The organism is Citrobacter sp. Cu231 (genome assembly GCF_030332265.1).
Lineage (GTDB): Bacteria > Pseudomonadota > Gammaproteobacteria > Enterobacterales > Enterobacteriaceae > Citrobacter > Citrobacter meridianamericanus.
This window is the reverse complement of sequence record NZ_JAOWIE010000049.1, coordinates 1-26356: the sequence shown is the minus strand read 5'-3', so window position 1 is coordinate 26356 and position 26356 is coordinate 1. Positions and strand designations below refer to the sequence as shown.

General features: G+C 51.9%; 27 protein-coding genes and 3 tRNA genes. 14 read left to right on the top strand and 16 right to left on the bottom strand.

Translation table 11 applies throughout. The features are described 5' to 3' along the window. Positions 1–97: 97 nt before the first annotated feature. Positions 98–1012, bottom strand: a complete 915-nt coding sequence (locus OGY15_RS22360; RefSeq protein WP_086550806.1) for a GntR family transcriptional regulator — start codon at positions 1010–1012, stop codon at positions 98–100. A gap of 137 nt (positions 1013–1149) precedes the next feature. Here OGY15_RS22360 and OGY15_RS22355 point away from each other — a divergent pair, with 137 nt between their 5' ends. Both OGY15_RS22355 and OGY15_RS22350 read left to right on the top strand, forming a co-directional pair. Next, a complete protein-coding gene (locus tag OGY15_RS22355; protein ID WP_151224518.1) occupies positions 1150–2172 on the top strand; it encodes a zinc-binding alcohol dehydrogenase family protein in 1023 nt (340 codons plus the stop codon). Between the two features lie 13 nt (positions 2173–2185). Further along, a complete protein-coding gene (locus OGY15_RS22350; protein ID WP_286541162.1) occupies positions 2186–3631 on the top strand; it encodes a tagaturonate reductase in 1446 nt (481 codons plus the stop codon). A gap of 43 nt (positions 3632–3674) precedes the next feature. Here OGY15_RS22350 and opgB read toward each other — a convergent pair whose 3' ends face one another. The 6 genes from opgB to OGY15_RS22320 form a co-directional block, all read right to left on the bottom strand. Beyond that, positions 3675–5966: a phosphatidylglycerol--membrane-oligosaccharide glycerophosphotransferase gene (gene opgB, locus OGY15_RS22345; protein WP_151224520.1), complete on the bottom strand. Its 2292-nt coding sequence runs from the start codon at positions 5964–5966 to the stop codon at positions 3675–3677. Between the two features lie 229 nt (positions 5967–6195). Next, positions 6196–6687, bottom strand: coding sequence for a YjjA family protein (locus OGY15_RS22340; RefSeq protein ID WP_151216658.1), 492 nt, complete (start codon positions 6685–6687; stop codon positions 6196–6198). Between the two features lie 69 nt (positions 6688–6756). Continuing rightward, complete coding sequence (gene dnaC / locus OGY15_RS22335) at positions 6757–7494, bottom strand: replicative helicase loader DnaC (RefSeq protein WP_061067183.1); 738 nt, start codon at positions 7492–7494, stop codon at positions 6757–6759. 2 nt (positions 7495–7496) lie between these two features. Beyond that, the gene (gene dnaT, locus OGY15_RS22330; protein ID WP_151216660.1) at positions 7497–8036 is read right to left on the bottom strand and encodes a primosomal protein DnaT; all 540 of its coding nucleotides are present in this window, start codon (positions 8034–8036) and stop codon (positions 7497–7499) included. A 107-nt stretch (positions 8037–8143) separates the two neighbouring features. Continuing rightward, a complete protein-coding gene (locus tag OGY15_RS22325; protein WP_151216661.1) occupies positions 8144–8617 on the bottom strand; it encodes a threonine/serine exporter in 474 nt (157 codons plus the stop codon). After that, positions 8608–9384 carry a threonine/serine exporter family protein gene (locus tag OGY15_RS22320; RefSeq protein WP_187253686.1) on the bottom strand — a complete coding sequence of 259 codons (777 nt, stop codon included), beginning with the start codon at positions 9382–9384 and terminating at the stop codon, positions 8608–8610. The genes OGY15_RS22325 and OGY15_RS22320 overlap by 10 nt, the downstream gene beginning before the upstream one ends. Positions 9385–9848: 464 nt before the next feature. Between OGY15_RS22320 and OGY15_RS22315 the strand changes: the two genes are divergently transcribed. Together OGY15_RS22315 and bglJ are read left to right on the top strand one after the other, a co-directional pair. Next, entirely contained in the window at positions 9849–10574 is a 726-nt protein-coding gene (locus tag OGY15_RS22315; RefSeq protein ID WP_151216662.1) for a response regulator transcription factor, read from the top strand. Next, on the top strand, positions 10535–11212 hold the full coding sequence (gene bglJ, locus OGY15_RS22310) for a DNA-binding transcriptional activator BglJ (protein ID WP_151216663.1): 678 nt from the start codon (positions 10535–10537) through the stop codon (positions 11210–11212). Before OGY15_RS22315 ends, bglJ begins: the two co-directional genes overlap by 40 nt. 44 nt (positions 11213–11256) lie before the next feature. Here the strand turns inward: bglJ and OGY15_RS22305 are convergent, their stop codons facing one another. Then, positions 11257–11715 (bottom strand): YbaK/EbsC family protein, encoded by a 459-nt coding sequence (locus tag OGY15_RS22305; protein ID WP_151216664.1) that lies wholly within the window; start codon positions 11713–11715, stop codon positions 11257–11259. 365 nt (positions 11716–12080) lie between these two features. On the opposite strand from OGY15_RS22305, the gene OGY15_RS22300 reads away from it, so the two are divergent. After that, positions 12081–13424, top strand: coding sequence for a PTS sugar transporter subunit IIC (locus OGY15_RS22300; RefSeq protein WP_151216665.1), 1344 nt, complete (start codon positions 12081–12083; stop codon positions 13422–13424). Positions 13425–13453: 29 nt separating this feature from the next. Here OGY15_RS22300 and fhuF read toward each other — a convergent pair whose 3' ends face one another. Then, the gene (gene fhuF, locus OGY15_RS22295) at positions 13454–14242 is read right to left on the bottom strand and encodes a siderophore-iron reductase FhuF (RefSeq protein ID WP_151216666.1); all 789 of its coding nucleotides are present in this window, start codon (positions 14240–14242) and stop codon (positions 13454–13456) included. 108 nt (positions 14243–14350) lie between these two features. Further along, a complete protein-coding gene (locus OGY15_RS22290; protein ID WP_151216667.1) occupies positions 14351–15427 on the bottom strand; it encodes a GGDEF domain-containing protein in 1077 nt (358 codons plus the stop codon). A 216-nt stretch (positions 15428–15643) separates the two neighbouring features. Between OGY15_RS22290 and OGY15_RS22285 the strand changes: the two genes are divergently transcribed. Continuing rightward, positions 15644–15919: a DUF1435 domain-containing protein gene (locus OGY15_RS22285; RefSeq protein WP_286541154.1), complete on the top strand. Its 276-nt coding sequence runs from the start codon at positions 15644–15646 to the stop codon at positions 15917–15919. Positions 15920–15958: 39 nt separating this feature from the next. Here OGY15_RS22285 and OGY15_RS22280 read toward each other — a convergent pair. The 4 genes from OGY15_RS22280 to rsmC all read right to left on the bottom strand — a co-directional run bounded on the left by OGY15_RS22280 (position 15959) and on the right by rsmC (position 17447). Continuing rightward, positions 15959–16044, bottom strand: a tRNA-Leu gene (locus tag OGY15_RS22280). A gap of 31 nt (positions 16045–16075) precedes the next feature. Then, a tRNA-Leu gene (locus OGY15_RS22275) sits at positions 16076–16161 on the bottom strand. A gap of 28 nt (positions 16162–16189) precedes the next feature. After that, a tRNA-Leu gene (locus tag OGY15_RS22270) sits at positions 16190–16276 on the bottom strand. Positions 16277–16415: 139 nt separating this feature from the next. Continuing rightward, entirely contained in the window at positions 16416–17447 is a 1032-nt protein-coding gene (gene rsmC / locus OGY15_RS22265) for a 16S rRNA (guanine(1207)-N(2))-methyltransferase RsmC (RefSeq protein WP_151224523.1), read from the bottom strand. Between the two features lie 102 nt (positions 17448–17549). On the opposite strand from rsmC, the gene holD reads away from it, so the two are divergent. The 8 genes from holD to OGY15_RS22225 all read left to right on the top strand — a co-directional run bounded on the left by holD (position 17550) and on the right by OGY15_RS22225 (position 23949). Continuing rightward, complete coding sequence (gene holD, locus OGY15_RS22260) at positions 17550–17963, top strand: DNA polymerase III subunit psi (RefSeq protein WP_005123886.1); 414 nt, start codon at positions 17550–17552, stop codon at positions 17961–17963. Beyond that, entirely contained in the window at positions 17932–18378 is a 447-nt protein-coding gene (gene rimI, locus OGY15_RS22255) for a ribosomal protein S18-alanine N-acetyltransferase (RefSeq protein ID WP_151216670.1), read from the top strand. Before holD ends, rimI begins: the two co-directional genes overlap by 32 nt. Before the next feature lie 14 nt (positions 18379–18392). Further along, positions 18393–19073: a pyrimidine 5'-nucleotidase gene (gene yjjG, locus OGY15_RS22250; protein WP_061067189.1), complete on the top strand. Its 681-nt coding sequence runs from the start codon at positions 18393–18395 to the stop codon at positions 19071–19073. Between the two features lie 92 nt (positions 19074–19165). After that, positions 19166–20755 carry a peptide chain release factor 3 gene (gene prfC / locus OGY15_RS22245; protein WP_016151601.1) on the top strand — a complete coding sequence of 530 codons (1590 nt, stop codon included), beginning with the start codon at positions 19166–19168 and terminating at the stop codon, positions 20753–20755. Between the two features lie 307 nt (positions 20756–21062). Continuing rightward, on the top strand, positions 21063–21680 hold the full coding sequence (osmY, locus tag OGY15_RS22240) for a molecular chaperone OsmY (protein WP_151216671.1): 618 nt from the start codon (positions 21063–21065) through the stop codon (positions 21678–21680). 127 nt (positions 21681–21807) lie between these two features. Further along, positions 21808–21969, top strand: coding sequence for a DUF1328 domain-containing protein (locus OGY15_RS22235; protein ID WP_003019081.1), 162 nt, complete (start codon positions 21808–21810; stop codon positions 21967–21969). Positions 21970–22102: 133 nt separating this feature from the next. Beyond that, on the top strand, positions 22103–23176 hold the full coding sequence (locus OGY15_RS22230; protein WP_187259132.1) for a patatin-like phospholipase family protein: 1074 nt from the start codon (positions 22103–22105) through the stop codon (positions 23174–23176). Beyond that, positions 23173–23949: a metal-dependent hydrolase gene (locus OGY15_RS22225; protein WP_151216673.1), complete on the top strand. Its 777-nt coding sequence runs from the start codon at positions 23173–23175 to the stop codon at positions 23947–23949. The genes OGY15_RS22230 and OGY15_RS22225 overlap by 4 nt, the downstream gene beginning before the upstream one ends. Before the next feature lie 37 nt (positions 23950–23986). Here OGY15_RS22225 and OGY15_RS22220 read toward each other — a convergent pair whose 3' ends face one another. Together OGY15_RS22220 and OGY15_RS22215 are read right to left on the bottom strand one after the other, a co-directional pair. Next, entirely contained in the window at positions 23987–24850 is an 864-nt protein-coding gene (locus tag OGY15_RS22220; protein ID WP_286540379.1) for a YjjW family glycine radical enzyme activase, read from the bottom strand. Continuing rightward, positions 24822–26348, bottom strand: coding sequence for a YjjI family glycine radical enzyme (locus tag OGY15_RS22215; RefSeq protein ID WP_286541173.1), 1527 nt, complete (start codon positions 26346–26348; stop codon positions 24822–24824). The genes OGY15_RS22220 and OGY15_RS22215 overlap by 29 nt, the downstream gene beginning before the upstream one ends. Between the last annotated feature and the right edge of the window lie 8 nt (positions 26349–26356).

Genomic DNA, 26356 nt, shown 5'->3' with positions numbered 1-26356 from the left:
TCGACTTAGCGTGAGCATAGGCAAGAGGTATTTTTCCGGCGTTTTTATTTTTATAAAATCGTGCTCCCGGTAATAGTTTGCTGTTTTTTATCGGTACTTAATGTGCGGCGCGATGACTTTGGTTGATGGAACGAATCATCGATTGTTTAGCTGAATTCAAATGGTTACATAGCGCCAGCGTGGCATCCAGGTCGCTGCGGCAAATCAGCGCGCTGAGGATGGTCATATGCTCATCGATGGCAATGATGTTGCGTTGTTTGAGGTCGCTCTCATCCCACTGATAGTGGAAGTGGAAAATCACGGAGATGATTTCAAGTGATTGATTAAAAAATATATTGTCGGCAGCGGAGAGCAGTAAAGCATGAAACTCACGGTCTAACTGCGAGAACATACGAAAGCTGCTGCCGATGCTGTCGCGCAGGATCCGGTGGCGCTCAAGCAGCGTTTTCGCCTGCAGCCAGCGTGGGTCATCGTCGGGCAGATTGAGAAAATGCTGCAGGGAATGGGTTTCCAGCATTTCTCTGAGTTCAAACAGTTGTTCCGCATAGGCCTGATCGAACTGCTTCATGCTCCACTGACCGCGTTTTTCGTTTTTAATCAGGTTGTAACGTTCGAATTTTAAAAGATATTCCCGTACCACTACCGGGCTTACCCCCGCGGCTCTGGCAAGCTGCAGTTCGGAAAAACTCTCGCCCGCGCGCAGCTGGCGCTGGTTGATCATAGTGAAAAAAGCCTGCTCAAAAATCCGGTTTTGCTCGGTCATGGAGGCGGTGGTGCAGGCAAAACCGTCATCATGGTCAGGTTTACGCACGATGACATAGTGGCTACCGACCTGGGTTAGCACCCCGCACTCGCCTAGGTGGCTCAGCATATGGCGCACGGTAGTGCGGCTGATGTTGTACATCTCCGCCAGCGCACTTTGCGAAGGAAGTGGGGAAGGGATATGACCCCGCGCCATATCATCGATTATCTGGTTAATCACATTGTGGCGTAAGTTTTGTGAACGGCTCATGGCTTCTCCTTTTTGCCTATTAAAACCCGATTTAAAACATTTTTATGCGCTGGAATTCACAGATTGTGTTTCTGTTTTCTCCGGCTTTTTTATTTTCGTTGATATCTGAGGCAACAGAAAAACAGGAGAGCAGAATCATGTCTACGATGAATACGTTGATTTGCCAGGAACCTAAAAAATTAGTCTGGAAAGAGCGCGAAATACCTATTCCGGGTGAGGGTGAGGCATTAATTAAAATTAAGTCGGTAGGAATTTGTGGTACCGATATTCATGCCTGGGGCGGCAATCAGCCTTTTTTCAGCTACCCACGTGTATTAGGTCATGAAATATGTGGGGAAATTGTCGGGCTGGGAAAAAATATACAGAATCTGAAAAATGGGCAGCAGGTGGCGGTTATTCCTTACGTGGCCTGCCAGCAGTGTCCGGCATGCCTGAGCGGGCGTACCAACTGCTGCGAGAAGATTTCAGTGATCGGCGTGCATCAGGATGGCGGTTTCAGTGAATATCTGTCCGTTCCGGTGACCAACTTACTGGACGCGCAGGGGATTGACCCGCAGGCGGCGGCGCTGATTGAGCCTTACGCCATCAGCGCGCATGCGGTACGTCGGGCGGCGGTGGCGCCAGGTGAGCAGGTGCTGGTGGTTGGCGCCGGTCCGATTGGTCTGGGCGCTGCGGCGATTGCCAAAGCCGATGGCGCACAGGTGGTGGTCGCCGATACCAGTCCGGCACGCAGAGAGCATGTGGTTTCCCGCCTGGGGCTCCCGGTTATCGATCCGTCCGCTGACGATTTTGATGTGCAGCTGCGTGATCAGTTTGGCGGTTCGCTGGCGCAAAAGGTGATTGATGCCACGGGGAATCAGCATGCGATGAACAATACGGTGAATTTGATTCGCCATGGCGGCAGCATCGTTTTTGTTGGGTTGTTCAAAGGTGATTTGCAGTTCTCTGACCCTGAATTCCACAAGAAAGAAACCACCATGATGGGCAGTCGCAACGCCACACCGGAAGATTTCGCCAAAGTCGGCCGCCTGATGTCGGAAGGCAAATTGACCGCCGACATGATGCTCACGCACCGTTACGCCTTTGCCACACTGGCAGAAATCTACGAGCGGGATGTGATCAACAACCGTGAACTGATTAAAGGCGTGATTACGTTCTGAGAGGGAAAACAGGATGAATACATTGAATCGACGTGATTTTGCGGGGGCCAGCTACCCAACGCGCGTGATCCAGTTTGGAGAAGGTAACTTTCTGCGGGCGTTTGTCGACTGGCAACTGGATATTCTCAACGAATACACCGATTTGAACGCGGGCGTGACCATTGTTAGGCCAATTAATACCGATTTCCCGCCGTCGCTGAATACCCAGGACGGGCTGTATACCACGCTTATTCGCGGGCTAAACGAGCAGGGTGAGACGGTGAGCGAGGCGCGGCTTATCCGGTCGGTGAATAACGAAATCAATCCGTATGAGGACTTCGCGGCGTATCTGGCGCTGGCGCACAATGCGGATATCCGCTTTGTCTTTTCGAATACCACCGAAGCCGGAATAAGCTATCACCCGGCAGACCGCGTGGATGATGCGCCGCCGGTGAGCTTTCCGGCCAAACTGACGCGCCTGCTGCTCGAGCGCTTTAATCAGTTTTCCGGGGCGGCGGATAAGGGCTGGGTAATTATCCCGTGCGAGCTTATCGACTATAACGGTGAGGCGCTCAAATCCCTGGTGCTGCGGTATGCGCAGGAGTGGCATCTTCCTCCGGCGTTTGCCGACTGGGTGGAGACGGCAAACACGTTCTGTTCCACGCTGGTCGACCGCATTGTCACCGGCTACCCGCGAGAAGAAGCCGCCGCGCTGGAAGCTGCGCTTGGCTATCACGATGCGTTTCTCGATACCGCGGAGCATTTTTACCTGTTTGTGATCCAGGGGCCGCAGTGGCTGGCAGAGGAGCTGAAGCTGGCGCAGTGTCCGCTGAATATCCGTGTAGTGAGCGATATCAAACCGTACAAAGAGCGCAAGGTCGCCATTCTCAATGGCGCGCATACGGCGCTGGTACCTGTAGCATGGCTGTGCGGGCTGGAGACCGTCGGCGAGGCGATGCAGGATGCCGATGTCCGCCGTTTTGTTGAACAGGCGATTAGCGAGGAAATTATACCGGTATTGGATCTTCCGGCGGATGAACTGCGTGAGTTTGCCAGCGCGGTGAACGGGCGTTTTCGAAACCCCTACATTCGTCACCAGTTGCTTTCCATTGCGCTTAATGGGATGACCAAATTCCGCACCCGAATTTTGCCGCAACTGCTGGCGGGTGAGAAAAATGGGCGTTGGCCCGTGCGGTTAACGTTTGCCCTTGCTGCGCTGTTGGCGTTTTATCGCGCAGAGCGTAACGGGGAACGCTATCCGATCCAGGATGACGAGCAGTGGGTCAGTCTGTATGCCAGCCTGTGGCCACGAGTTGGCAGTGATTTAACGCTGCGTGAACTGGTCGATGCCGTGCTCGGAGATGCGGCGCACTGGGGAGATGATTTGACGTTGTTGCCTGGGCTTGCCGGGCAGGTAACGGCCAACCTGGAGATGATTCTGGCGCAGGGGATGCGCCAGGCAGTGAAAAGTCTGGAATAAGGTTGCCATGCAGCGCCCGGTGTAGTGTTGGGCGCTGTTTTTTTTACCCCTGAGCAGCCACTACTTTGATTTCAACCATCCCGATCCCCAGCTTTCGCGGCGAGTGGCCGAGAATATTGCCCTCGTTGGTGGCAACCGGATCGGGCGGGACAATCACCAGCGTATCGGCATCCGCTGGGTTTTCAAAATGTAAGGTGGTGGTGGTGACATCGTGGCCTAACACCAGCGTCTGTTCCTCGTTGCCAACACGCACGGGAATAGGGCGATTAGCGTTGTCGCCGAAAGCTTTCGCGGTGATGACCAGATCGAATTTCTTCGGCAGCGGGGCCTTGTATTCGATAGTTACCTCTTTGCTGAGCTGCGCATTGGACCAGCGCCCCCAGGATTCGGGTCGTGATATACCGCTAAACTGTTTCACCTCTTCCGGTGCGCCCGCCACGTTGAAGACGAAACTATCGGCTTTGTAACGGATGTCGTTATCGACAATTTTCAGCGTATCGACGTTACCTTTGTAGCGCTCTATGTCGATCACCGTGTCTTTAAATACGGTTTTACTTTTCCATTTGGCTTTGTCGACATGCTGCACAATTTGCTGCCCACCTAACTGACCCTGTGAAACGCACCAGTCGGTAGAGAGCGCCAGCTCCGGCGCCCACAGCTGCGCCATTTTGTAGCAGCGATCGACCCAGACAAAGTTATCGCGCGGGGCAAAATCAGCCAGTTGGAAGCGCAGCGGGGCAGAGTATTCGCTTTCCGGTAGCGGCTCGACGCGTTTGTCCGATACCCGCAAAAGCAGCGGCAGGCGGAAATGGCTGCCGGAGAAAGAGATCATGTTTTTGTCCTGGTCGACGGTGAACTCTTTCATCTCTTTCGGGAAATTCCACAGGCGAATGATATCGGGTTTCCACGCCAGCATTTTTTCTTTGATGTTCATGAACACTTCCGATACGGATTCGCTCGACAGGCTGCTGCGGCCAAGGCCGATAAAGTTATCGCCGCCGAGAATATCCAGTACCGTTGCCCCGTTATCCATGGTGTTACGCTTTACCGCCAGCGTATCCTGCTGCGGCTGGTCGCCGCGCAGCACGAAGAACAGGTTGTTGCGATCCTGTTTGTTCAGGTACTTCCATGCAGTGTTGTTCATCGCCAGATGATCAGAAGACACTACGATCACGGTGTCTTTAAACCACGGAGAGGCTTTAATTTTATTGATAAATTCAGCGATATTTTCCTGACTGCAGCTGACCGCGCTGAACGACTGGTTGGCCTTCCCGTCGATGTCATAACGTTTACGGTTACAGCTACGTGAGATAAATCCATCCGGATGATGGGTATCCACAGTCAGGGTAAACAGTGAAAAGCGCTGGCCCGAGCGCGAAAGTTCTTCGAATTTTTTCCACGCTTCGTCCAGCACGGTGTCGTCGTAGAAACCCCAGTCGTTACGATAGGCCGGATCCGCCACCACGCTTTTTAACTCTTCCGCGCCGTACAGATGGTCAAAGCCGTGAGATTTCAGGAACACGTCTTTGCCGGCAAAACGCAGGTTGGCACCCTGCACGAAGTAATTCTGATAGCCGGAGTTTTTCAGGATATCGCCCAGACAGATATTGTTGGGGAAGAAGCTGGAGACCGACGCCGAGGCGTTGCCTTCAAACGGCGCAAACAGCGGAATACCGCACTGGGAGGCGACCATCCCGGCGATAGTGTAATCGGTACCCGGCAGCTGCATGGTATTGCTGAAATCCAGACCTTCGTTTTGCAACGCGCCGAGTTCCGGGGTCAGATCCGGGAAGGCATCGTTGTTAAAATAGGTGCGCTCAAGACTTTCGCCGTAGATATAAACCAGGTTCAGCTTCGGATTGGGAATGGTTTTCGACGGCTCTTTATAATACGTCGCGAAATCCGGATCGCCATCGCGCGATTGCGACTTAACCAGCTCGGTTATCTGGTGAAACGCCGGGCTGGCGTCAACGGAAGCCAGTGCCAGCAGCAGGGCCAGCAGACTGTAACCCACATGATGCGGGTGATGGCGACGGCGGCGCAGGATCCAGCCGAGCGCGACAAAAACGGTCGTCAGCACCAGCGCGAGGCCGACGCCCGGCAAAATATATTTTCCAATCCCCGCGCCGGTCAGGCTGTTGGTCAACGTGTACAGAACCGCGTCATTGATCCCGTCACCGGTGAAATAGTCACTGGCGTACAGCGTGATATTCAGGACAATAAAAATCCCCAGCACCGTTAACGTGGCAGCAAACCACCAGGTGTTGCGACCCGCTTTCCAGGCGTAAATCAGCACTGAAGCGAGAAACAGAGTAATGGAGATTAATTCTGACAACGGTCGATCCTCAGTAAACCAGGCACATGCCTTGCAGGCTAATCATTCGGGGAAAGCACAATGTAATAGCGATGTAACATTGCTGCAATTGTAGTGACATTAAATTACGTTGTTATTCAGAATTGGTTTAGATATGCGTATTTTTTGCGGGGAAAAACTAGTTATTTGATACGTGAATGTTTTGGCGTAAGGAATGATGCCGCGCAGGCTGTACGCGGCAATTCAGGCATCAGGAAATGAAGTTCATCCCCTGTTTTAACACCAGATCGCAGGCTTTGGTTTTTACCTGCTTCGCCAGAGAGCTGTTACCGATGGTATTCAGGTCCAACTGTTGACCATCTTTGGCGTTGAGCAGACCCTGAATACCGTCCATATAGTTGGTGTCTTGTTTTTGCTCAGGCGCGCTGAGGCCCAGTTTATCCAGCACCTGGTTTTTGACGTTTTGCGTGTCGGTGACCGAGGCCAGTTTCTGTTTCGCGCAATATTCCAGGATCCCGGCGGCATTATTCATGCTGCTGGAGGTCAGCGACTGATTGCTGCCATTCAGCAGGCTGGTCAGGGAAGAGAGCGACGAGCTGCTCTGCGAGCCTGAACTTTGTTTGCTCAGTTCGCTGGCCGCGCTGGAGAGCGAATCCTGCCAGGAGGCGGCAAAAACGCTGGTGGAGATAAGCGTGCTGGCGGCAAGCGCACAGCACAGCAGACGTTGGTGTGTTTTCATCATGATAAGCAACTCGTGTTATGCCTTTCAGCGCAGTATAGCGCTGGCTGTCTTAAGAGTGGTCCTAATACGTTAATACTCTTTACCGGTTACGCGACTACGGTAGCTTTCCCAGTTAAAGATGACCCACAGGCTGTTGCCAAGGCGCATACGGTCCATTACGCGCTCACCCAGCAGTTTGTTCATTTCATCCATATTACTGTTAGTCAACATACCGGTCGGGCGTTTTGAAGACGAGCGGCGATCGACGATCTGGTTGATGATCACTTTTTCGTAGCGGGATTCAGTTTGCATGCCGATCTCATCGATCACCAACAGATCCACGTTGCTCAGATCGTTAAGCAACTGTTCTTCGCTGGTTTCACGATTACTGAAGGTTTCTTTCATCGCCGACATAATATCGGCGACGGTAATGATCAGTACCGACTTGCCGCGCAGCAGCAGTTCGTTGCAGATGGCAGCGGCCAGATGGTTTTTGCCCGTGCCGGGCTTGCCGGAGAAAATAAAGCTGGCGATGTTGCCGTCAAACTCTTCAACGTACTGGCGGGCTTTGCTCAACGCATTCATCTGACCTTCGCACTCCACCCGATAGTTATCGAACGAACAGTTCTGATGCAGCGGACGGATACCGGAACGGTTGAAAGTGCGCTGCATTTTCATGGCCCGGTTTTCACGGGCCAGCGCGGCGGCGCGAATTTCACCTTGCTCTTTTTGCCATGCCAGCAGTTCTTCGCCCGTTTTAAATGCGGGCTCGACATTAGGCGGCATCATTTTTTGCAGACGTTTCATCAGGTCGCCAACGTTTTTCATCGTTATCCTCTAAAACCCGGTGGAATATGGCTGTCAGGCTCGCTGACATTGTTCACATCGCGCTTCGGCATTCCGCCATTACTGGCCCGGCCAATCTGGATGCTGCGCGCCAGTTTTTGCTGCCACTGAATATGGTGAAAGACTTTGCCTTCGGCCTGCCAGTACGCGACGAATGAGGCCAGTTCCTCGGCGGTGACGGGTTCTCTTAGCGCCACGCCCCACAGGGCAGCCTGGCGCTGAAAGTCGGCATCGGGCTGCCAGTCAGCGTACATCGCAAATTTCCCCATTGGCACCGCAACGGGGACGGCCTGCGGCTCTTCATAAAATTGTGCATCCAGCGTCACATCGCTTCCCGGGCGTGACAGCCTCTCTTCAAGCGCCAACAACTCAGCCAGTCGTGCAGGCGTCACCGCGTAAAACGCTGGCGCGTTATTGGCAAATACGGCTACGGCGCCGCCCGTTGATTTGGCCAGCACTGCGTGGTGATCGTGTAGTAAGGCGTCAATGCTAGTGACGTCCGGCGTCAAAATTTTGCAGGGCATAATGTTTCTCAATACTGAACAACAACCGAGAAGGGAACTGCTTTTATAGTAACACAGAGAAGAGAGAGAGCAGCAGATGAGGGGGAGATTCCCCCTCTGTGGCGTGCTTAAACGCGCGGGCGTTTGCGATACAGCCATAATCCCGGTACGGACAGGCCGATGGAGAGCGCGCCGACAATCGATGAGGCTTTCAGGAAATTGGTTAACAAGGTGATCATCAACGCTTCGCTGTAGCCAAAATGGCCGATTTTTACCGCCGAGATCATCGCGGTGTAGGCGGAGATCCCTGGAAACATGGGGATCACCGCCGCGACGGTGAAGACTTTTGGATGCGCCAGATACCAACGTGACCACTGGATCCCAATGCAGCCGACCAGTAGCGAGGCCATAAAGGTCGACCATTCAATATTAAGTCCTGCGCTCATCATCACCATGCGTGAACCATGTCCGAGTGCGCCGAGTAACGCGCACCAGGGTAGCGCCCGATGCGGTACGTTAAAGACCATAGCAAAGCCAAGCGCCGGGATCGCCGCCAGGATCATGTCTTGCATCAGCGCCAAAATGAAATCGATCACGCCCATCCGCGTAGCCCCCATAAGGTCATCGACATGACCACGCCAATGCAGGTTGCCAGTGTCAGTAGGCTGGCAATAGCCCAGCGGGCGAGTCCAGTATTAATGTGTCCTTTAAACATATCCGCGACGGAGTTGATCAACGGAAACCCCGGAACCAGTAGCAGCACGCTGGCGGCCATGGCGATGTTTGGGGTGTGGTTAAACGTCGGCAACGTCAGTAGCAGACCTGAAATCGTTGTCGCCACAAAAGCCGTGATGCAGAAGTTAATTTGTGGGTGTAAATGCCGGGACGCCAGAATCTGGCGGATATACATCGCCACCATACTGGCGAAAAAGGTGATCACCGCGCCATCCCATCCGCCGTTATTGAGTTTACAAAAGCAGGCGCAGGATAAACCGACCATCAAGGCGACCAACCATCTTGGATAGCGCAGCGGCTTAATTTGGCTAAAGCGCTTCTCTACGCCTTTAACATCCAGCAGTTTGTGTTCCGCCAAAATTACGATGTGCTGCACTTCCGTGACGACGTGCATGTTAATCCCGCGATCCTGATTTTTTCGCGTTGATGTCAGACACTGCCCGTCTTGAATGGTAGTCAGGACGATAGCGTTAGAAGAGATGGCGCTTTCTACACTGTCCATGCCAAGTGCCAGTCCAAGGCGGGTGGATAGCTCGTCAACCAGCGCGCTTTCTGCCCCATGCTGAAGTAAAAAAAGACCGCATTGAATACACAACCGTGTAACTGTTCGCTGTGACGACTGCTCTGTTTGCATGGCTCGCTCTGGCTGAAAAGGATCTCATGGAGTGATGAATGTTTACTTTTATCATGAAGCATGAGCTTGTTGGCTCTGCTAAGATCAATTTTTGTGTTGAAAAAAGACGCAGGCCGCGTGCCTGAGCCATTTGAACATCTCATCAGCTTATCAATAAAGAAGTCTCTCACCGAAATGTAACGTTATTCATCCAGATAGCAAATACATAAGCCAAGCTAACGATCTATTGTAGTACTTTTAATTGTACAGATAATATTTTTATAGGTAATTGTGTAATAATGGTTCGATAGATTGACGCTATTTGGATTATAGCGCCAAAGTGTCTGTTTAATTAAATCATAAAGCCAAGGATAAACAATTCACCCCGTTTATTGTTCGGAGTATTTTCCTGTGGATTAATTTTATTAATTCATCAAGGAATTTTGAATAAGTGCGATTACGGACTGGTGAGTGGTGGAGGGGATATGTTGCCAGGACGCTGCAAAAACGCAATTATTATTAGTAAATTACCTATTATACAAACTGGGTTAAAAGGTGTAATGCAGGCACAGTTTGCCGATTACGAGCTGACCTACTGCCGCTCCGTCGAAGAACTGACTTTGCTGCAGCTGCGTTGTGCCAATCTGGTTATTGCTGATTTAACCGGAGACTGTAATCATCCTCGTTCAGTCTGCGAACAATATTATTCTTTATTATCCCAATACCGTGATATCCACTGGGTATTTCTTGTATCTCGTCATTTTTATCCTCTGGCCATTGAACTGCTAATGTGCCCTGTTAGTTCGCTGTTATCTGACGCCGAACCGATTGAAAGTTTAGTAAATGTCATCCACGCGGGGAATACCCGTGCGGAGAGAATCAGCAAGGCGTTGCTCTCTCCGCCAGCTATACCGCAATTAATGGATAACAACGTGCGGTCAATTGTTCTCACCCTTTCTGAAAGGAAAGTGTTGCGGCTCTTAGGGAAAGGATGGGGAATTAACCAGATTGCGACGTTGCTAAAGAAAAGCAATAAAACAATCAGCGCTCAAAAGAACAGTGCTATGCGTCGTTTGTCGATTCATAGTAACGCAGAAATGTACGCCTGGATAAACAGTTCTCAAGGATCGCGAGAACTGAATTTACCTTCAGTCTATGGAGAAACCACGGAATGGAAAGCAGAAACATCAAAAGAAACGTCGCGCTGGTAGAGAAGTGCGCAATGAGTAGTGTCGGTATTAAGAGTTTGTTTAATACCATGTCGGATGACCAATACAAACTTCATATCTTTTCGAGCCAACCTGCATTTAGTCAGGCAATGTTAAAAACGTCGTTTTCGGCGGTTATTTTTTCCCTCTCTGCAATCAGAACTGACCGCAGGGCCGGTTTAGCTTATATGATGGAACTGGCGGAAAAATTTCCGCGTATTCGCCGGGTGGTAATTGTTGATGATGACGTAGAGGCGCGATTAATCGGCTCTTTGTCGCCCTTGCCGTTAGATGGGGTTGTGAGCAAATCGTCTTCGTTAACGGTGCTGCAGGATGCGCTATTCACGGCATTGAATGCTCCCTGTCGGGGATCCGAAGGTGCAAAAAACCATTGGTATATCAATCAAAGCCGTATGCTCAGTCCAACAGAACGAGAAATACTGCGCTTTATGTCGAATGGTTATTCAATGCCGCAGATTGCCGTTCAGTTGGAACGAAATATTAAAACCATCCGGGCACATAAATTTAATGTGATGTCCAAACTGGGTGTGAGCTCAGATGCCGGACTGCTCGATGCTGCAGATATTCTGTTGTATCTGCGCGCAGGTGAGTCTGCACCATTTCTACAGACGGCTTCTTAACTCGTTACGTGCTGGGGTGAACAACCGGCACGGGCCGTATAACTTTACTGACAGACATCCACCCAGGTGGCTGAAGTTAGTTGAGCCATTCTTTCAGGCGTGATGCGAACCGCGCTGTGGATGGCCCCTGCAGCGGGCAGCACTTCTGCATAGTGTTTCAGGGAGACATCGCAGTATACCGAAATCGGCGTTTCCAGCCCGAAAGGACATACGCCGCCAACGGGATGACCTGTCGCATTCACTACTTCATCGCTACTCAGCATACGGGCTTTGGCGCCAAAGGTACTTTTAAGCTTTTTGTTATCCAGACGGGCATCACCTTTGGCGACTACCAGAATAATGTCGTTCTTCACCTTTAGTGAAAGTGTTTTCGCAATCTGGCCTGGTTCGACGTTATGGGCTTTTGCTGCCAGCTCAACGGTGGCTGTGCTCTGATCTAATTCGATAATCTCAATATCTGGCGCATGTTGCGCTAAAAATTGGCGTACTGATTGCAAACTCATTCTTCTCTCCAAATAGCCTACAGGCAGCTCCGTACAGCAAAAAACCGCATGGCGTAATTTGTCATAGGGTAAACCTCGCTGTAAATATTTAAATGTAACAATACGGCAACATTGGTAGTTTTTCGATCGTCTTCACAATCAAAGAAACCGGTTACAGTAACCGGTTGCAGAATGCTGAAATGGCGATTAATACTGATGTTGTCACTTCCTCTGTATCACATAATAAGAGCCATCTATGAAACTTAACTCAAAAAGCGGTAAGGCTGGTTTTTCTCCTGGCACGGTTGCGAATAGTAGGAATGGGTTTTACGTGGTGGTGTTGAAACCAGCACGGTTGCAGGGGTTAGCACAACGGGAGAACGGCTATGTCTACTAACCATGCGGTATTTAATGCGATTTTCCGCTTTGTTGAAAATTACGTCAGCCCCGTCGCGGGGCGTATTTCTTCACAGCGTCATGTCATGGCAATTCGTGACGGTTTTATCTCGGCGATGCCTTTTATGATTGTAGGCTCGTTTCTGTTGGTTTTCGCCTACCCGCCTTTTTCTCCGGATACCACCTGGGGATTTGCCCGTGCATGGCTGGATTTGGCTAAACAGTTTGAAGGGCAGATACTTACACCGTTTGATATGACGATGGGGATTATGTCGGTCTACATATGTGCTGCTATTGCTTATAACCTGGGCAAGCACTATGTGAAGTCACATCAGTTAGATCCGTTTATGTGCGCGATGTTGTCGATCATGGCATTTCTGTTGATTGCTGCGCCAAAAACTAAAGGCACGATGCCAGTTGATAGCCTGGGCGGTACGGGGATTTTCACCGCCATCCTGGTGGCTATTTACTGCGTTGAAATGATGCGTTTTCTGAAGGCGCATAACATCGGCATTCGTTTGCCCGATCAAGTGCCGCCGATGATCAAAAACTCCTTCGATCTGCTGATCCCGGTGCTGGTGGTGGTGCTGACGCTATACCCGCTGAGCCTGGTCATACAGTCACAGTTTGACATGTTGATCCCGCAGGCCATCATGGCCATCTTTAAACCACTGGTATCCGCCGCCGATTCTCTGCCGGCGATACTGCTGGCAGTACTGATCGGCCATCTGCTGTGGTTTGCCGGTATTCACGGCGCCGCGATTGTGTCGGGAATGCTGCAAATGTTCTGGCTCACCAATCTCGGGATGAACCAGTCGGCGCTGGCTCAGGGTACACCTTTACCACATATCTTTATGGAAGCGTTCTGGACGTTCTTTATCGTGGTTGGCGGTTCCGGCGCGACGATGGGGCTGGTAATTTGCTATCTGCGCAGTCGTTCGGCCCATCTACGCTCGATTGGGCGGTTGAGTGTGGTCCCCAGCATTTTTAATATTAATGAACCGGTGATTTTCGGTACGCCGATTGTCATGAATCCGGTGTTCTTTATTCCCTTCCTTCTGGCCCCAATGGTGAACGCCGTGCTGGCCTGGGCGGCGATGAAACTGGATTTAATTGGGCGGGTGATTTCAGTGGTTCCCTGGACCGCACCGGCACCCGTTGGCGCGGCATGGGCGTTAGGTTGGGATTATCGTGCGGCGCTCCTGGTTGTCCTGCTGGCGCTGGTGTCGGCTGTTATCTACTTCCCGTTCTTTAAGGTTTACGAAAAGCAGCTATTAGCGCAAGAAAATGAAGAAGCACAGCGTATAGAAGAGGAAAATCAGCAGGTTGCATAAAGTGTAGGTGGGGGGCTACGGCTCCTCGCTTACTTCAGCGTGCAGTCGCCGCATTGCTGAACATCGGGCAGACGATAGCGCTGGCAGCAGGTTCTGCGTACTAACAGTCCCTCGCGTAGAACAACGGTACGCCATAAAGGGTTATCCTGGCCGCAGGGGAGTTGTTTCTCAAAAAAGCAGGTCTGACGCAGCGTGTTCAGCAATTCTTCACCTAACAACGGCTTCATTTCCGTTAAGTACCAGTGAATTAAGTACCCCGTGTTGCTCCAGATAAGCTTCGCGTTGATCTCGCCTGTCGCTTCCAGTGCCTGCACAACCGGCGTTAGCGCTGAGAGAATCAGCGTTTCCATACGCTGTTGGGGAGACTGAGCCGTGGCCTGATGATCCTGATGCACGTCGATCCAGAAACAGGCTGCACGACCCGATTCGTGAAACTCTACGTGCATATGTTCTGGCGAGACGTCGATAGCCTCTTTTTGCGTCAGCAGGGCCACCATCAGTGGAGGCATCATCAGACCGATATACCACTGCGCCCAGAGAGAAATCAGCGGCTTATTTTCGCGGGGCAGCATGGGCTGATTGCGATAAATATGGTCTGAATAAACCGCGAGCAATGAACTTAGCGTCGTTGGTTGCGTCCATTCATGCAGCGTCATTGCTCCTGGCACTGGCGTTTCGTCCAGACGAATGAAATCCAGCAGGTGTTCTCGGGTTTTGGCTATCGTTGCGCGGACGGCAACAGCCAGCGAGGGCATCTTTGCAGGGAGATGACTACGCCAGATGACATCTTCAACGATCGGAGCGGAACGATAAGCCATGTTGATATAAGGATGTTAATCTAAATGATAATGATTTCTAATCCTATAATTGACACTGAACGATGGCAAGATCTTTGTCGCCATCCGGAGCGGTATCGCACAGATCGCTCAGGCAGAAGGGCAGTTTACCCTTAGCTCATCGCTGACCAGCGTGCTGTTGCGTCCAAGGTGCTTGGCTTCATAAAGCGCTTTATCCGCTTGAGCAATCGCGGCTTCAATATCCTGCTCAACCAGAGGCGCAATGCCGATACTGATAGTTACGTTGGTTGCCACGCTCTCATTAAACATGTGGGGAATTTTAAGGTCGTACACTTTCTGGCGAATGCGCTCGGCGGCAGCCTGAGCCTGTTGGGGATCGACCGCGGTCAGCAAAACCATAAACTCTTCGCCGCCAAAGCGCGCCACCACGTCCCGGGAACGCACGGAGTCACGAATCGCGGCCGAGACGCGGATTAGCGCCTGATCGCCCATCATATGACCGTAATGGTCGTTATAGGCTTTGAAATGGTCGATATCCAGCAGCAGGACGTAGTGCTTCGAGTTGCTCAGGGCCAATAGTGTATCGAGTCTGTGTTGCAGCCCCCGGCGATTGTACAAACCGGTTAGCGGGTCGAGCATGCTGAGACCGTTCAGGGTTTCCCGTTCTTCCAGTAGTTTGTGCATCAGTTGCTGGGCGAAGCCGTCGTAGCGCTTTTGTATCACATGCTGGATGGCGATCCCGGCCATGGGCAACGCCATAAAATAGAAAATTCGCAAACCATGCTCGCTGCCGTTCAGCCATAAACAGACGGCGACGGAAGGCAATGAGTGAAGCGTAAACGCGATGATATTATTGGCAAAAGCGATAGATCCAATAAACAAAACGCTAAGAAGCGCGATTAACAGAAAATAATAATCATTATGGCCTAGCGCGTTATATTTCAGGAAAATATGTAATGCCCAAAGCAAGCCAAAAACGATTGAAATAAAAGGAAGATTAATTCTTTTATCCGCATATTTGCCATGCCATGCCAGTAACAATGTACTCATCACAAGTATCAGCAAAGCCGGTGCTGACAAAGCTTTGACGGCAAACAGGGGGAAAAAAAGCGTAAACAGCGCGGAGACTGCATTGAGTAACAGGAACAGTCGTAAAGAAAGTTGGTATTTTTTGGTGCGCAGAGTTCGCCAGGATTGTACTGTCATAGGTAAATATTGTTAGTTATCTGCAATGTACGAAGGTGAGTTGGTAAATAAAACAAATAACGAACGGGGTTTCATTCGCAGAGGTTTTTATTGTTTTTAGTTGAAAAGCTAACCGGCGAGCAATTTATCACCTTAAATTATTGATGTCATCAATCGTTAAGTAAAACTCATATAATTGATAGTGCCACATAGCTGACAAATGAGAAAATTTATCATATGATATTGGTTATCATTATCGGTGTGATAGGTGGTACCATGTTGCAACGTACGCTGGGCAGTGGTTGGGGTGTTCTGCTGCCGGGAATGCTTATTGCCGGGATGGCATTTAGTGACCTGTCGGTCTACGTATGGAAGGCGATGATTGTATTAGGATTACTACTGACTTCACTCATGTTATACCATGAGCGTTTACGGCACTTTGTTTTATTACCGTCATGCGCAGCACTGATCGGCGGCATTGTTCTGGTAATGATGAACTGGAATCAGGGATGAACAAAACAGGGAAGAAAATTGAGAGGGAAATAAGATAATTGGTGCGAGGGGGGGGACTCGAACCCCCACATCCTAAGGACACTAACACCTGAAGCTAGCGCGTCTACCAATTCCGCCACCTTCGCACAGTCATCTTATTTTTTGATATCGCCTCGTTGGTGCGAGGGGGGGGACTCGAACCCCCACATCCTAAGGACACTAACACCTGAAGCTAGCGCGTCTACCAATTCCGCCACCTTCGCCCAGTGCGAGCAATATCAACGTGGATTATGGTGCGAGGGGGGGGACTTGAACCCCCACGTCCGAAAGGACACTAACACCTGAAGCTAGCGCGTCTACCAATTCCGCCACCTTCGCATACCATCGACACTCAAAAAGTATCGTTACCACGGAGGCGCATTCTAGTTGTTTTCAACTTTTCGTCAATAGTTAATTGTACAGGCTGGGCCGATTGATGCAAAAACGGCCACGTGAATGGCCGTTCGCTGCGAGACAATTACGCTTTTTTCGCCTGACGCGTCATGACGGTGCGATAGACCTTAAAGCGCCCGGTCTGCGCGATAACTTCGTGGAAGCCAAACACTTCATCCAGTACTTTCGGATAAGGCAGGAAGGCGTTGGCTACAATACGCAGTTCGCCACCGCTGTTGAGGTGACGCACCGCGCCTCGAATCAGCGTTTGCGCGGCATCCAGGCTGGTCTGCATGCCGTCGTGGAACGGCGGGTTGGAGATGATCATATCAAAGCGACCCGTCACGTCAGAAAAGACGTTACTGGCGATAACGTCACCTTCAATACCGTTGGCGGCAAGTGTTGTGCGGCTGGCTTCAACAGCGGCTGCGCTAACATCGCACAGGGTTAAGCGCACTTTTGGCGAGTGGCTGGCAAGTGCGACGGAGAGAACACCCGCGCCACAACCGACATCCAAAACTTTGCCTTTAGTGTGCGGCGTCAGCGTAGAGAGCAGCAGTTGGCTGCCAACATCCAGGCCGTCACGGCTGAATACGCCCGGCAGCGTTTTAATGGTCAGATTGTCGGTCTGGTATTCGTCCCAGTATTTTTCAGCATCAAAGACCGGTTGCTTTTCCAGACGACCGTGGTACAGGCCACAGCGACGTGCGCTGTCGACTTTGTTTAGCGGTGCGTATTCGGCCAACATCTGCTCGGCGCTACGCACGCCGCTGCGGTTTTCACCAACAACAAAAATATCGCTGCCCACCGGTAACAGCGACAGAAGGTTCATCAACTGGAACTGAGCCTCAGGTTTATTCTTCGGCCAGTAGTAGATCAGCGTATCGCTATCGCCGACGTCATCGGCTTGAGCGACGAGGCTGAAGCGGACGTTGTCGCCCATCTGGCGGTGAAGCACCTGCCAGTGGTGAAGCTGCTGAGTGTGCGCACGGCTGGCGGCGCTTTCAAAATGAGCAGGCAGGTCATCCTGCAAATCACCGGCAAACAGAATACGGCTTTGTTCGAAATCATCACTGTGGCGCAGCAAGACTTCACTTGCCGGGGTAAAAGCAGACATGGAGTGCTCCTTAAATTGTACAGCGGGGGATTATAGTTGTTTGATGGCACGGATTCGACAAATTTGCTATATTTGCGCCCCTGATTACAGGAGCGTTTCGCTATGACATCCCGACGAGACTGGCAGTTACAGCAACTGGGCATTACGCAGTGGTCGTTGCGTCGTCCTGGCGCACTGCAGGGCGAAATCGCGATTTCCATTCCTGCGCATGTCCGTTTGGTGATGGTTGCTGCACAGTTACCCGCGCTAACCGAACCATTGATGAGCGATATTTTACGCGCATTAACCGTCAGCCCGGATCAGGTTTTACAACTGACGCCTGACCGTGTCGCCATGCTGCCGCAAGGCAGTCGCTGTAATAGCTGGCGGCTGGGAACCGAAGAGCCGCTGCTGCTGGAGGGCGCTCAGGTCGCGAGTCCTGCGTTTAATGAATTACGGGAAAACCCCGCGGCCCGCGCCGCGTTATGGCAACAAATCTGCGCATATGAACACGATTTCTTCCCTCGAACCGACTGATTTACCTACAGCATTTCAGATTGAAAAACGCGCCCACGCTTTTCCGTGGAGTGAAAAAACATTTGCCAGCAACCAGGGCGATCGTTACCTCAATTTTCAGTTGAGGGTTGATGACGTGATGGCGGCCTTTGCGATTACGCAGGTCGTGCTGGATGAAGCTACGCTGTTCAATATTGCCGTCGATCCTGACTTTCAGCGCAGGGGGCTGGGGCGTGAGCTGCTGGAGCATCTGATCGATGAGCTGGAAAAGCGTGGCATTTTGACGCTGTGGCTTGAAGTGCGCGCCTCAAACGCAGCCGCTATCGCGCTGTATGAAAACCTGGGCTTTAACGAGGCGACGATCCGGCGCAATTACTATCCGACGGCCGATGGTCATGAAGACGCCATTATCATGGCATTGCCAATCAGCATGTAAGACAAGGTGTAATGATGAAGAAGTGGGACTGGATTTTCTTTGATGCCGACGAAACGCTGTTTACGTTTGACTCGTTTACCGGCTTACAGCGGATGTTTCTCGACTATAGCATTACCTTTACCGCTGAAGATTTTCAGGACTACCAGGCCGTGAATAAACCGTTGTGGGTGGATTATCAAAACGGCGCGATTACCTCATTACAGCTGCAGCACGCCCGTTTCCAGAGCTGGGCTGAACGCCTGAAGGTTGAACCTGGCCAGCTTAATGACGCATTTATCAATGCGATGGCGGAGATCTGCTCGCCGTTGCCAGGGGCAGTTTCACTGCTTAATGCAATTCGTGATAAAACGAAAATCGGCATTATTACCAACGGCTTCACGGCGTTGCAGCAAATCCGCCTTGAACGGACGGGACTGCGCGATTATTTCGATCTGCTGGTGATTTCTGAGCAGGTTGGCGTGGCGAAACCCGATCCCCGTATTTTTGACCATGCGCTGGAGCAGGCGGGCAATCCTGACCGTTCCCGCGTGCTAATGGTGGGCGACACCGCAGAGTCCGATATCCTTGGCGGCATTAATGCTGGGCTCTCCACCTGCTGGCTCAATACGCATCATCGCGAGCAGCCAGCGGGCATTCAGCCGACCTGGACGGTGACGTCATTAAGCGAACTGGAGCAGCTCCTGTGTAAACACTGATTGCCTCCCCCCCGTTGATGGGTAAAATAGCCGCAATTTTTCGTATTCAACTTGCACGGCCCGTTGCCGTGCTTACCTAAGAAGATTTGACTATGACGTTGTCTCCTTATTTGCAAGAGGTGGCCAAACGCCGCACTTTTGCCATTATTTCTCACCCGGATGCCGGTAAAACGACCATTACTGAAAAGGTTCTGTTATTCGGACAGGCGATTCAGACCGCCGGTACGGTAAAAGGCCGTGGCTCCAGCCAGCATGCGAAGTCTGACTGGATGGAAATGGAAAAGCAGCGTGGGATCTCCATTACCACCTCCGTGATGCAGTTCCCGTATCATGACTGCCTGGTGAACCTGCTGGATACCCCGGGGCACGAAGACTTCTCCGAAGATACCTATCGTACCCTGACGGCGGTGGACTGCTGTCTGATGGTTATTGACGCCGCGAAAGGCGTCGAGGATCGTACCCGCAAGCTGATGGAAGTTACCCGTCTGCGCGATACGCCGATCCTGACCTTTATGAACAAACTCGACCGTGACATCCGTGACCCGATGGAGCTGCTGGATGAAGTCGAGAACGAACTGAAAATCGGCTGCGCGCCGATCACCTGGCCGATTGGCTGCGGGAAGTTGTTCAAGGGTGTCTATCACCTTTATAAAGACGAAACTTATCTGTATCAGACAGGTAAAGGTCACACCATTCAGGAAGTGCGCATTGTTAAAGGTCTGAACAACCCGGAGCTCGATGCTGCCGTGGGTGAAGACCTGGCGCAGCAGCTGCGCGACGAGCTGGAACTGGTGCAGGGTGCGTCCAACGAGTTCGATCATGAGCTGTTCCTCGCGGGCGAAATCACCCCGGTCTTCTTCGGTACCGCGTTGGGTAACTTCGGCGTCGATCATATGCTGGATGGCTTAGTGGAGTGGGCGCCTGCGCCGATGCCGCGTAAAACCGATACCCGCGTCGTTGAAGCCTCTGAAGAGAAGTTCACTGGCTTCGTGTTTAAAATTCAGGCCAACATGGATCCGAAACACCGTGACCGCGTGGCGTTCATGCGCGTGGTGTCCGGCAAGTACGAGAAAGGCATGAAAATGCGCCAGGTGCGCATTGGTAAAGACGTGGTGATCTCCGATGCGCTGACCTTTATGGCCGGTGACCGTTCTCACGTCGAAGAAGCGTATCCGGGCGATATTCTTGGCCTGCACAACCACGGCACAATCCAGATTGGCGATACCTTTACCCAGGGCGAAATGATGAAGTTCACCGGTATTCCGAACTTCGCACCGGAGCTGTTCCGTCGTATTCGCCTCAAGGATCCGTTGAAGCAGAAACAGCTGCTGAAAGGACTGGTTCAGCTTTCAGAAGAAGGCGCCGTGCAGGTATTCCGTCCGATCGCCAATAACGACCTGATCGTGGGAGCTGTCGGTGTGCTGCAGTTCGACGTGGTGGTTTCTCGTCTGAAGAGCGAATACAACGTTGAAGCGATTTATGAATCGGTCAACGTGGCGACTGCGCGTTGGGTAGAGTGTTCTGACGTGAAGAAATTTGAAGAATTTAAGCGTAAAAACGAAATTCAGCTGGCGCTGGATGGCGGCGATAATCTTACTTATATTGCACCAACCATGGTTAACCTGAATCTCACCCAGGAACGTTACCCTGACGTTCAGTTCCGCAAAACGCGCGAACACTAATCGACCTTTCCGGGCACGGTATTCGTCGTGCCCGGCAACTTTTCCTGTCTTTTAAATCCCTTACGGAATGTTCTTAAATCCTCTCATTTTTTCTTTGTTTGTCTGTTTTTTAGCCGATTCGGGCTGCGATCACGAAATCGTGAACTATATTTAACAATGTGATGACATGAATGTCGGTTTTTAATGCTTCTTAAGCTGCCTGTTGCAGCCTCTATAACTGACATTCATCTCACTTACAAAATTTGTCTCTGGTTCAGGCCGTTTAATGCCAGAGCATCGCTTAAGAAAAACATACAGGAATACATCGATGACAATGACAGGACTTAAGATTTCTAAAACGCTGCTGGCCGTGATGCTGACCTCCGCTGTTGCAACGGGTTCTGCTTATGCAGAAAACGCCACGACGGATAAAGCGCAATCCGGCGTCGAAAGTGCGGGGCAGAAAGTCGATAGCTCTATGAACAAAGTCGGTAATTTCATGGATGACAGCACCATCACCGCGAAAGTGAAAGCCGCGCTGGTGGACCACGATAGCATTAAGAGCACCGATATTTCCGTCAAAACAGATCAAAAAGTAGTGACGTTAAGCGGGTTTGTTGAAAGCCAGGCACAGGCCGAAGAGGCGGTGAAAGTGGCGAAAGGCGTTGAGGGTGTGACCTCCGTTAGCGACAAACTGCACGTGCGTGATAGCAAAGACTCTTCCGTAAAAGGCTATGCAGGCGATACGGCAATCACCAGTGAGGTAAAAGCCAAGCTGCTGGCCGATGATATTGTCCCATCCCGCAAAGTGAAAGTTGAAACCACCGATGGTGTGGTACAGCTTTCAGGAACCGTTGAATCGCAGGCTCAAAGCGATCGCGCTGAGAGCATCGCCAAAGCGATTGATGGCGTGAAAAGCGTTAAAAACGATCTCAAAACTCACTAATTAGACTTAATTCGTCCTCCTGGCGTTTGTCGGGAGGCGTATTGTGCACCACACTGAAAATATCGCCGATGGGCAGCCTGAGTGCTCATATCAAGCGGTGACATTAACTATGGTAAAGGAGAAGCATATGTTTCGATGGGGCATCATATTTCTGGTTATCGCGTTAATTGCCGCTGCACTGGGTTTTGGTGGACTGGCGGGGACCGCTGCAGGCGCAGCGAAAATTGTATTTGTAGTGGGGATCATTCTGTTTTTGGTCAGCCTGTTTACCGGTCGTAAACGACCCTAGCATGTAACTGCAAAGAAAAACCGTAAAGATAACTTGCTACTCAGCCAGTCCACCGGACTGGCTTTTACGGTTTTAGCGCCAGGCAATTTGCGTTACTTTGTTGTTCTATTACAAAAACAACAGGAAGGCAGAGGTGGGGCAGAGAATACCCGTCACGCTCGGCAATATTGCGCCGTTATCGTTACGTCCGTTTCAACCAGGCAGTATGGCGCTGGTGTGTGAGGGCGGCGGACAAAGAGGCATCTTCACCGCTGGCGTGCTGGATGAGTTCATGCGCGCCCAGTTTAATCCTTTTGATCTCTTCTACGGAACGTCTGCGGGCGCGCAAAACCTATCAGCCTATCTCTGTAACCAGCCTGGTTACGGGCGAAAAGTCATCATGCGTTACACCACCCGACGTGAGTTTTTTGACCCGGTACGCTTTGTGCGAGGGGGAAACTTAATCGACCTCGACTGGCTGGTAGATTCGACCTCGTCCCAAATGCCGCTGGCAATGGATAACGCCGAGCGCCTGTTTGCCGCAGGAAAATCGTTTTATATGTGCGCCTGTCGGGGTGATGACTACACACCGGGCTATTTTTCACCGAACCGGCAAAACTGGCTCGATCTTATTCGTGCCTCCAGTGCGATTCCCGGTTTCTACCGCACAGGGGTTGCGCTGGATGGGGTTAATTACCTGGATGGGGGCGTCAGCGACGCCATTCCCGTGCAGGAAGCGGCGAAGCAGGGGGCAAAAACGCTGGTGGTTATTCGTACCGTACCTTCGCAAATGTACTACACCCCGCAGTGGTTCAAGCGTATGGAACGTTGGCTGGGCGAAAGCAGCCTACAACCGCTGTTGAATCTGGTGCAGCACCATGAAGCCACCTATCACGCGATTCAGAGCTTTATTGAGAAACCGCCGGGCAAACTGCGTATCTTTGAGATCTACCCGCCCAAACCGCTCCATAGTATGGCACTGGGAAGTCGTATTCCGGCGCTGCGAGAAGACTATAAAACCGGACGTCTGTGCGGTCGTTACTTCCTGGCTACCGTCGGCAAACTGCTGGGGAAAAACGTGCCGCTGCCTCGTCAGACGCCGAAGATTTTGGTGCCGGGACCGGTGGTGGTTCCTCCCGCGCCGGTGGCCAACGACGCCCACGCACCCGTGGTGACCAATGCGCCTCAGGCTAATGACACCACGTTTGATAATGAGGATTTGGCGTGAGTTTTCGCTTTATCGATACGCATTGTCACTTTGATTTTCCGCCGTTTACTGGCGACGAGTCCGCCAGCCTGCAGCGCGCCTGTGAAGCCGGTGTGGACAGTATTATTGTCCCGGCCACCCAGGCGGCGAATTTTTCCCGCGTGCTGGCGTTGGCGGATAATCACCCCCCGTTGTTTGCCGCGCTGGGCCTGCATCCCATTGTGATTGAACACCACAGCGACGACTGCCTGGACCAACTGCAGCAGGCGCTGGATAAGCGTCCGCAAAAGCTGGTGGCAGTAGGTGAGATTGGATTGGATCTGTATCGGGACGATCCGCAATTTGACAAGCAAGAGTGGATTCTGGAGGCGCAGCTTAAGCTGGCGAAGCGTTACGAACTGCCAGTGATCCTGCATTCACGGCGCACGCATGACAAGCTGGCGATGCACCTGAAATACCATGCTTTACCGCGAACCGGCGTGGTGCATGGATTTTCCGGGAGTTTTCAGCAGGCTGAACGCTTTGTACAACTGGGCTACAAAATTGGCGTGGGTGGCACCATTACCTATCCACGCGCCAGCAAAACCCGCGAGGTAATGGCGCGATTGCCGCTGGAGTCACTGCTGCTGGAAACCGACGCGCCAGATATGCCGCTCAGCGGGTTTCAGGGACAGCCCAATCGCCCGGAGCAGGTAGTCAGAGTGTTTGACGTCTTATGCGAGCTGCGCCCGGAACCTGCGGACGTGATTGCTGACGCGCTGTATCGCAATACGACGACGTTGTTTGATTTTTGATTTCCGGATGTGACGCTTTTGCATCGCATCCGGCATTTCACAGATACAAAGCCGGGAAAATCAAATTTTCCACCCCGCGCTCGCGCAATTTTTGCGCGAGGATCTCCACATCCTCCGGCGTGGCGCTCGGCCAGTCTTTTGCTTCGCCGTATACCCCGTGCGCATGAAAGGCATTCAGTCGCACCGGCACGTCACCTGAACGTGTGATAAACGCCGCCAGCGCATCGATATGCTGGAGATAATCCACCTGACCAGGAATAATCAGCAGGCGCAGTTCCGCAAGTTTCCCTTGCCCGGACAGAAAGGTAATGCTTTGTTTAATCAGCGTGTTATCGCGACCAGTCAACTGACGATGACATGCGCTATCCCAGGCTTTTAAATCGAGCATCACGCCGTCGCACACCGGTAGCAATCTTTGCCAGCCGGTTTCGCTCAGCATGCCGTTGCTGTCTACCATGCAGGTCAGGTGTTGCAACTGCGGATCGGTTTTGATCGCGCTAAACAGCGCCACAATAAACGGTAGCTGGGTCGTCGCTTCGCCGCCGCTGACCGTAATTCCCTCAATAAACAGTGCTGCCTTGCGAATAGACTGCAGCACCTCATCAATGCTCATGGTCTGCGCCATCGGCGTAGCCTGCTGTGGGCACATGTGCAGGCAGGTGTCACACTGCTGGCATACGTCGGACTGCCACCACACTTTTCCTGCACTCAGGCTGAGTGCCTCATGCGGGCAATGCAGGACACACTCCCCGCAGTCATTGCAGCGTCCCATCGTCCACGGATTGTGGCAATTTTTACAGCGCAGATTGCACCCCTGCAGAAACAGAGCCAGGCGACTGCCCGGCCCGTCGACGCAGGAGAAAGGGATAATCTTACTTACCGAAGCGCATCTGCTGTTCATGGCTAATCACGCGAGGTTGTCGTTCCAGAATGCGCGTATTGCGCGCGGCTTCTTCGCCCAGCCAGGTTGTGTTGGTGCGAGAACCTGCGGCGCGATATTTTTCCAGATCCGACAGGCGCACCATATAACCGGTGACGCGAACCAGATCGTTACCGCTCACGTTAGCGGTAAATTCACGCATCCCGGCTTTAAACGCGCCGAGGCATAATTGCACCAGCGCCTGGGGATTACGCTTGATGGTTTCATCCAGCGTGAGAATGTCGCTGATACCGGCGTGATAATACGCGTGATGCGGCGCAACGGTCTGCAGGTGAGTGATTGGGTCCGGTTCATCGCCGTAGGGCAGACGTGCGCCCGGCGTGGTGCCGATGTCAGAACTGATCCCCGACTGTGCATGCAGCATCGCGCGCTGATTCCAGCCATATTTCACTGGCGTGCTTTCTACAAATTCCGCCAGTTGGGCGCTAATGCGATAGCCAAGCTGATTGGCAAACTCATCTTTCCCGTAACGCGCGCATTGCCCTGCTTTTTCACACAGCAGATTTACCGCCTCCGCCAGGCCATACATACCGAACATAGGCACAAAACGTTTGGGATCAATCAACCCTTCCTGCACCAGGAAGCTATTCTCAAAGAAATGTGATTTTTCATAGAGGAATTCACATCGTGCATCAATGATGGCGATTTGCTGCTGGCAGTAGTGCGGTAGGGTGCACGTAAAGAAGTCATCGACAGAGGTGCTGCGCTCTGCGATGGCTTTCAGATTGAGCCTGACCAGCGTACTTCCGCCGCCAGCCAGCGGCAGTGAGTTGTAACAACTGACGACGCCGTAGTGGCTTTTTGTGAAAATTTTATCATTTTCAGGGCCGTTGGAAATGTGTGGTTTACTGCATTCACAGATATTTTTCGCCACGTTAAGCAGCAGATCGTCAGGGGTGATTTGCGGATCATAAATAAAAGTAAGATTAGGTGAAACCTGCTTTAACTCTGCATCTGCGCGTAAAATTGCGCGTGTAATCGGCGTGTCGGCTGGACCAATGTTGGCATGCATAAAAGCATCTGGCAGGGTGCGGTCGAGATAACGCCAAAAACGTTTTATTCGAATATCGATCTCATCTTGTGTTAGAATTCTAACATATGGTTGCAGTAGAGCATCGAGCTGACCGAGATAGACCGGCGTCGACGTTACTGACGGAACGTGATGGTACAGGATGGTGAGTAAGGATAACGCGTCATCAAGATCCTTTGCTCCTTCCAGCTCCAGCCATGATGAACCGTTGGCCAGAAAACGCGCGTAGTCGGGTAAAACATAACGCGGTTTGAACGGGGCATGGCCTTCGTACATATCGCAGATCACCCCGTCATCCAGCGCCTGGCGTGCTTCAGCAGGCAGTTGCGGGTAAGGCAGTGCGTTTTCAGCCTCCAGCGCCAGAAAGTGGCGTTTCTGCTCAGGGCTGAGCACCGGACTGGTCACGATTTGTTGGCAACGCTGTTGCAGCGCGAGTT

Bases quoted from the DNA above. Each gene is read 5' to 3' on its own strand.
- OGY15_RS22305 (WP_151216664.1), bottom strand. From the start codon at position 11,715: ATGAGTTTGCAATCAGTACGCCAATTTTTAGCGCAACATGCGCCAGAT.
- OGY15_RS22355 (WP_151224518.1), top strand. From the start codon at position 1,150: ATGTCTACGATGAATACGTTGATTTGCCAGGAACCTAAAAAATTAGTC.
- bglJ (WP_151216663.1), top strand. From the start codon at position 10,535: ATGGAAAGCAGAAACATCAAAAGAAACGTCGCGCTGGTAGAGAAGTGC.
- osmY (WP_151216671.1), top strand. From the start codon at position 21,063: ATGACAATGACAGGACTTAAGATTTCTAAAACGCTGCTGGCCGTGATG.
- yjjG (WP_061067189.1), top strand. From the start codon at position 18,393: ATGAAGAAGTGGGACTGGATTTTCTTTGATGCCGACGAAACGCTGTTT.
- OGY15_RS22325 (WP_151216661.1), bottom strand. From the start codon at position 8,617: ATGGGCGTGATCGATTTCATTTTGGCGCTGATGCAAGACATGATCCTG.
- OGY15_RS22220 (WP_286540379.1), bottom strand. From the start codon at position 24,850: ATGAACAGCAGATGCGCTTCGGTAAGTAAGATTATCCCTTTCTCCTGC.
- OGY15_RS22350 (WP_286541162.1), top strand. From the start codon at position 2,186: ATGAATACATTGAATCGACGTGATTTTGCGGGGGCCAGCTACCCAACG.
- OGY15_RS22320 (WP_187253686.1), bottom strand. From the start codon at position 9,384: ATGCAAACAGAGCAGTCGTCACAGCGAACAGTTACACGGTTGTGTATT.
- fhuF (WP_151216666.1), bottom strand. From the start codon at position 14,242: ATGGCTTATCGTTCCGCTCCGATCGTTGAAGATGTCATCTGGCGTAGT.
- dnaC (WP_061067183.1), bottom strand. From the start codon at position 7,494: ATGAAAAACGTTGGCGACCTGATGAAACGTCTGCAAAAAATGATGCCG.
- OGY15_RS22315 (WP_151216662.1), top strand. From the start codon at position 9,849: ATGTTGCCAGGACGCTGCAAAAACGCAATTATTATTAGTAAATTACCT.
- holD (WP_005123886.1), top strand. From the start codon at position 17,550: ATGACATCCCGACGAGACTGGCAGTTACAGCAACTGGGCATTACGCAG.
- OGY15_RS22360 (WP_086550806.1), bottom strand. From the start codon at position 1,012: ATGAGCCGTTCACAAAACTTACGCCACAATGTGATTAACCAGATAATC.
- OGY15_RS22285 (WP_286541154.1), top strand. From the start codon at position 15,644: ATGATATTGGTTATCATTATCGGTGTGATAGGTGGTACCATGTTGCAA.
- prfC (WP_016151601.1), top strand. From the start codon at position 19,166: ATGACGTTGTCTCCTTATTTGCAAGAGGTGGCCAAACGCCGCACTTTT.
- rimI (WP_151216670.1), top strand. From the start codon at position 17,932: ATGAACACGATTTCTTCCCTCGAACCGACTGATTTACCTACAGCATTT.
- OGY15_RS22290 (WP_151216667.1), bottom strand. From the start codon at position 15,427: ATGACAGTACAATCCTGGCGAACTCTGCGCACCAAAAAATACCAACTT.
- rsmC (WP_151224523.1), bottom strand. From the start codon at position 17,447: ATGTCTGCTTTTACCCCGGCAAGTGAAGTCTTGCTGCGCCACAGTGAT.
- OGY15_RS22235 (WP_003019081.1), top strand. From the start codon at position 21,808: ATGTTTCGATGGGGCATCATATTTCTGGTTATCGCGTTAATTGCCGCT.
- OGY15_RS22300 (WP_151216665.1), top strand. From the start codon at position 12,081: ATGTCTACTAACCATGCGGTATTTAATGCGATTTTCCGCTTTGTTGAA.
- dnaT (WP_151216660.1), bottom strand. From the start codon at position 8,036: ATGCCCTGCAAAATTTTGACGCCGGACGTCACTAGCATTGACGCCTTA.
- OGY15_RS22340 (WP_151216658.1), bottom strand. From the start codon at position 6,687: ATGATGAAAACACACCAACGTCTGCTGTGCTGTGCGCTTGCCGCCAGC.